We start from the raw sequence: 3,147 nt of genomic DNA, 5'->3' as shown, positions 1-3,147 counted from the left end.
GGCACCCCCACACGGGAGATCTACACAAAGGTAGATGCCAGCCAGAGCCCGCCAGAGGTGGAGGTTGAGGTACAAGCACCGCTACAGTAAGGTTTAAAGCCAATCTCTCACTCAGCTCCCATCCTCTACATTCCACCTGACTTGAGATCGTGCAAACTTTCTGATTCAGAAAAAACATACGGCATTGTGTTAGGAGGAGTGTCTGACGCGCCTCCTGGCACCGTCAGACGCGTAATTTAGAACTGCCCACACGCCGCGGCGGCTGAAGGCGAAGTACAACCGAGGCCAGTCAAATCTAAAAATTGGAAGTGGCAGAGGCGGGGGATAGGTGGCTAGACACCATGCGTTAATTCATAAATAGGGGATGCGTTTTCTATGGTCATGGACAGATAGTTGCCCCCGCCCCGCGCCGGGTCGCGTGGGGTGGCCCTTTAAAACGGGCCTAAGGCGGGGAAGCCCCCATCGGGGGCGAAGCCGCCAAGGGGGCTTGCGATCCTCCGGGCGCGGCCCGCCCCGGGAGCCGCTGGCGACCCGTGACCCCGTGCCCCCCGGGATGCCCGGAGAGAAGAAAGGGGACATGTATCACAGCGGATATGCTCATCCTTTTCGCCACCTTGCAACTAAGGAGGGCTTTAGGATCTGGCGTATCCATCTACACGATCTTTGGTAACAACTACGGCGACAGGTTTAATGCGGATGCACCTCAGAGAGGCGGAGAGTCGTCGTGTGTATCTGTAATGACGCCGATGAGCATATGTAGGTAAATTGACACTTTTAGAAAGTATTTATGAAAATTTATATTCATAAAAAATCGAGAAAAAAAGGAAAAGGCCGATTTCTAAACTCTAGAGCGGGAATATTTATCTCTTGTTACATAATATATTTCTCTCTCCTCATGTACTCGATGCGACTTCTCCATAATATATTGTTTTTAAAAGTTTAATTAACCAATCCCTTGTTAATAAAATTTAAGATGTAGAGCGTAACGGAGGGTTATGTCTGAAAAGTTGAGAAGAAGAATAAGCTGGCTATAATAGCTTGGTCTGGCACCGCCGATAAGCTTTATCCAGTTGCCATACTAGCAAGCGCGGCGGCGGCTACGGGCTGGGAGGTGGAGGTGTTCTTCACCTTCTGGGGTCTCAACGCCATTAGGAAGGAGCTCCTCAACACGCCGCCTAAAATATCCGCAGACTTTTCGGAATACGCCCCGGCAGTTATGGAGGCAATTAAGAAAATGAACTACCTGCCGTGGCACGAGTTGTTGAGGCAGGCTAAGGCTATGGGGAATGTGAAGGTGTATGCTTGCTCCACCACAATGGAGATGTTTAGCATAAAGGACAAGTCCGCACTCGCCGACTTTGTCGACGACGTAGTCGGCGTAGCTACCTTCCTAGAGAGGGCAAAGGACGCCGCTGTGACGCTGTTCATCTAACCCTCCTTTTCCTGTATTCCAAGCCCCATAGTTAATAACTCTTATTTAGAACAATCTGCGGAGCCTCCGTGGAGGTTGTAAAGGGAAGAGCATAAAAATAAGCGGCTCCCACTGCCTGGGACCTGTAGAGTTGAGGAGGGCTATCGCCGACGTGCCGGTGGGGGCTACCTTGAGGTTATTACAAATGACCCTTGTGCGAAGGAGGACATACCTGTGTGGTGTAAATTCACAAAGAACGAGCTGGTTGAGTACGTGGAGCTGGAGGGGGACGGATGAGGTTTCTAATAAAGAGGACGAGGTAATCTGCGCCTTGGTAATCACCCCGGACGAGGCGGCGCTTAAACTACTGGAAATATTTAAGCCGAGTTATATATTTCTAGCTATGGGTGGTCGAAAACTTGCCGAAAAAGCTGTCTCGCTCGGCGAGGTAAGGATATGTACCTACACGCCTTGGGAAGTGCCTCCAGGATTTAAAACCGGGGACCGCTTAGCTTTATAGAGGCGTGCCGTGGAGGCCGGTTCTGATGATATAATGCTTGAGGTGTTTACCAGAGACGCCAAAAGGTGTGTAGAGGATGTGGTGTTTGAAATTGTGTGTACTTGTAACTTGAAGACGCTGATATACGCCGAGGGCGGCGTGGTCAAGCTACCGCCAGCCCACCAGGGCGATAAGCTGGAGGGCGTTGTGGGTAAGTACTGCGGGGCCTTGTGCCTCGCGGTGAGGGACAGCCACAGGATCTACGTGCTGGTGTTCTACATCCTCAAGCTGGGGCTTGAAAACCTTGCAGAGTTAATTAGGGATCGCTGTGCCTCAATTACCTGAACCTCCTAGTTGTGAGGGGGTGTCCCCCTCCTCCCCAGCGCCAGCTCGGCGGCGAACTTCCTGATTACCTTAACCCCACTCAGCTCCCTGACCAGTCTCTCCGCGAGCAGGTCCGTTGACACCACCACGGCGTCTAGATACACAATTCCCCCACTTCAAACCTCGGCCTAAGCGGATCCCGCCTCAGCGAGTCGACCTCCTTCTCCACGTCGTCAACCACCTCGTAGACGGGCTCCTCCCTCAGCTCGAAGTCGTTTGACTCCTCGGCGAGTCTGAAATACTCCCTCTTGGAGAACTGGGCCATCTCGCTCATGAATGCTCACACGTCAGCGCCGGGATCCCTGCCGTACATCTTTAGATAAGTCAAGAGCCAGAGAGAGTCTATGCGGCGTAGCGCCGCCTTATTGAGTTCAAACTTGGTAAATTCCAGCACGGCCGCCCGCGAGGAGTGGGCGATGTCGCGGGCCTCGACGAGGGTTACGTCCACGCCCTCGCGTTTTAGATAGTAGGCGGCGAAAAGCCCCACCACGCCTCCCCCAATCACCACAATCATGCATAAACACAAGCCGATAGATTTAAAATTAAAGAATAATATAAATATACAAGTAGAAACAAGCCTCAATCTATAAAAATAAAAGACGGTCATATAATCTACAAATGATATTTGATTATTAAAGCACTAATAAATATAATGTTTGTAAAATCTCAATTTCCATAAGTTCAGCCCTACTTAGCTACTCCTATAATAGCCTCTGGCGCTTTGAAGCCTAGCCTTGTGCGCACCTAAGCAAAACGGCTTCTTCTCTGAGTGCCCGCAACGGCAGAGGGCGTACTTAACCTGGCCGCCTACCTCCACTAGAAGATAGCTTGAAAGAGAGCTGGTACAACCACC

7 protein-coding genes and 1 pseudogene are annotated in these 3,147 nt (G+C 51.2%); 4 read left to right on the top strand and 4 right to left on the bottom strand.

Translation table 11 applies throughout. From position 1 onward, the window contains the following. The 4 genes and pseudogenes from ACP5J3_RS12270 to ACP5J3_RS12255 form a co-directional block, all read left to right on the top strand. Positions 1-90 (top strand): annotated as a pseudogene (locus ACP5J3_RS12270) (transcriptional regulator); the annotation flags it as partial. Positions 91-1,024: 934 nt separating this feature from the next. Further along, the gene (locus tag ACP5J3_RS12265; RefSeq protein ID WP_428495952.1) at positions 1,025-1,432 is read left to right on the top strand and encodes a DsrE/DsrF/DrsH-like family protein; all 408 of its coding nucleotides are present in this window, start codon (positions 1,025-1,027) and stop codon (positions 1,430-1,432) included. Positions 1,433-1,543: 111 nt separating this feature from the next. Further along, entirely contained in the window at positions 1,544-1,708 is a 165-nt protein-coding gene (locus tag ACP5J3_RS12260; RefSeq protein WP_428495951.1) for a sulfurtransferase TusA family protein, read from the top strand. 232 nt (positions 1,709-1,940) lie between these two features. Continuing rightward, a complete protein-coding gene (locus tag ACP5J3_RS12255; RefSeq protein ID WP_428495949.1) occupies positions 1,941-2,255 on the top strand; it encodes a hypothetical protein in 315 nt (104 codons plus the stop codon). 5 nt (positions 2,256-2,260) lie between these two features. Here the strand turns inward: ACP5J3_RS12255 and ACP5J3_RS12250 are convergent, their stop codons facing one another. From ACP5J3_RS12250 to ACP5J3_RS12235, 4 genes are all read right to left on the bottom strand, one after another. After that, entirely contained in the window at positions 2,261-2,398 is a 138-nt protein-coding gene (locus ACP5J3_RS12250; protein ID WP_428495948.1) for a hypothetical protein, read from the bottom strand. Next, positions 2,389-2,568 (bottom strand): hypothetical protein, encoded by a 180-nt coding sequence (locus ACP5J3_RS12245; protein ID WP_428495947.1) that lies wholly within the window; start codon positions 2,566-2,568, stop codon positions 2,389-2,391. Before ACP5J3_RS12245 ends, ACP5J3_RS12250 begins: the two co-directional genes overlap by 10 nt. Positions 2,569-2,574: 6 nt before the next feature. Further along, positions 2,575-2,808, bottom strand: a complete 234-nt coding sequence (locus ACP5J3_RS12240; protein WP_428495946.1) for an FAD-dependent oxidoreductase — start codon at positions 2,806-2,808, stop codon at positions 2,575-2,577. Between the two features lie 177 nt (positions 2,809-2,985). After that, positions 2,986-3,111, bottom strand: coding sequence for a CDGSH iron-sulfur domain-containing protein (locus tag ACP5J3_RS12235; protein ID WP_428495950.1), 126 nt, complete (start codon positions 3,109-3,111; stop codon positions 2,986-2,988). Positions 3,112-3,147 lie beyond the last annotated feature (36 nt).

Source organism: Pyrobaculum sp., from assembly GCF_049971835.1.
Classification (GTDB): Archaea; Thermoproteota; Thermoprotei; order Thermoproteales; family Thermoproteaceae; genus Pyrobaculum.
The sequence above is the reverse complement of the archived record's forward strand: the minus strand, read 5'-3'. Positions and strand labels throughout refer to the sequence as shown.

Excerpts from the sequence above, each read along its gene's own strand:
- ACP5J3_RS12240 (WP_428495946.1), bottom strand. The coding sequence starts at position 2,808 with ATGATTGTGGTGATTGGGGGAGGCGTGGTGGGGCTTTTCGCCGCCTAC.
- ACP5J3_RS12245 (WP_428495947.1), bottom strand. The coding sequence starts at position 2,568 with ATGAGCGAGATGGCCCAGTTCTCCAAGAGGGAGTATTTCAGACTCGCC.